Annotated in this window: 1 protein-coding gene; it reads right to left on the minus strand. The window is 70.1% G+C overall.

Going from position 1 to position 1,015, the window contains the following annotated elements; genetic code table 11:
• Positions 1 to 38 precede the first annotated feature (38 nt).
• Complete coding sequence (locus ACFU6K_RS39640) at positions 39 to 521, minus strand: hypothetical protein (RefSeq protein WP_380671620.1); 483 nt, start codon at positions 519 to 521, stop codon at positions 39 to 41.
• Positions 522 to 1,015: the final 494 nt, after the last annotated feature.

A 1,015-nucleotide genomic window follows, 5' to 3' on the forward strand; every position in this document is an offset into this window, starting at 1 on the left:
GGAGTCCGGCAATCCGGACCCCTCCGCCCGCGGCGCTGCTACTCCAGCAGCCACTCGGCCCCTTCCTCCGGCACCCACGGGAAGGGCACCTCGGGCCACCGTGCCGCCGCCCACGCGTCGAGGTCGACCGCCATGACGGCGTCGACGAACTCGGTCGGCGGCCGGTAGTCGTGCGCGGTGATGTAGTGGGTGATCAGGAACGGTGCCGCATAGGCGATCGCTGGCGCGCCCGGGATCCGGATCTCGCCGTTGCCCTCCGGGCACTCGTCGCCCGGCGGGCACAGGTCGCACTCGTGCAGCCCGAGGCAGACGTTCATCCACTGCACCTGTTGGATGGCCCTCAGCTTCGCCGTGAACTCGGCCGGAACCCTCCCGGTCGGATAGGTCCGGCCGGCCTCCAACCAGCCGACGTTCAGCCGGGTGTACGCGGGGCGGTACCAGAGGGCGCGGAACCCGGGCTCCGGCTCGTCGAAATAGTCCTTGGCGTTGTAGGTGTACTCGGTCAGATCTTCGTAGAACACCGAGGCATCATGCCCGACCGGTCTCTACCACCCCCTACCGGACCTGCCGCGGCCGGGCCGTGACGACACTGCGGGTGCGCCGGGAGCGGCCCGCCCGGCGAGCGGGCTCAGGACCTCGTAAGGCTGGCGCCGGGTACCTCCACGGCGGTCTTCCGGTGCTCAAGGGCTGCTGGAGGCAGGGTCGAGACGGGTGGTTCGTGGCGGCTTGGGTGTGTTCTGGTGGAGGGCGGAGGGGGCGCGGCGGGGGTGTAGACGCTCGCGCATGGAACTGAGTGCGGAGGCTATGGTTCGCCGGCCCGGAGTGGCCTTGACTGGTGAGCACAAGGACGGACGCGCGGGGTTCACGAACCCCGGCGGGTCCGCCGATCCGAACAGGCTCCTACTCCGAGTGAGGGTGATTGTGATGGCTGGTGTGGTGGATCTCGCGGTCGAGTCCGGTGTCGTGCTGGTGGTCGGTGGGACGGGGAAGACGGGTCGCCGGGTGGCGGAGCGTC

Origin of the sequence: Kitasatospora sp. NPDC057512 (assembly GCF_042802135.1) — a bacterium.
GTDB lineage: Bacteria > Actinomycetota > Actinomycetes > Streptomycetales > Streptomycetaceae > Kitasatospora.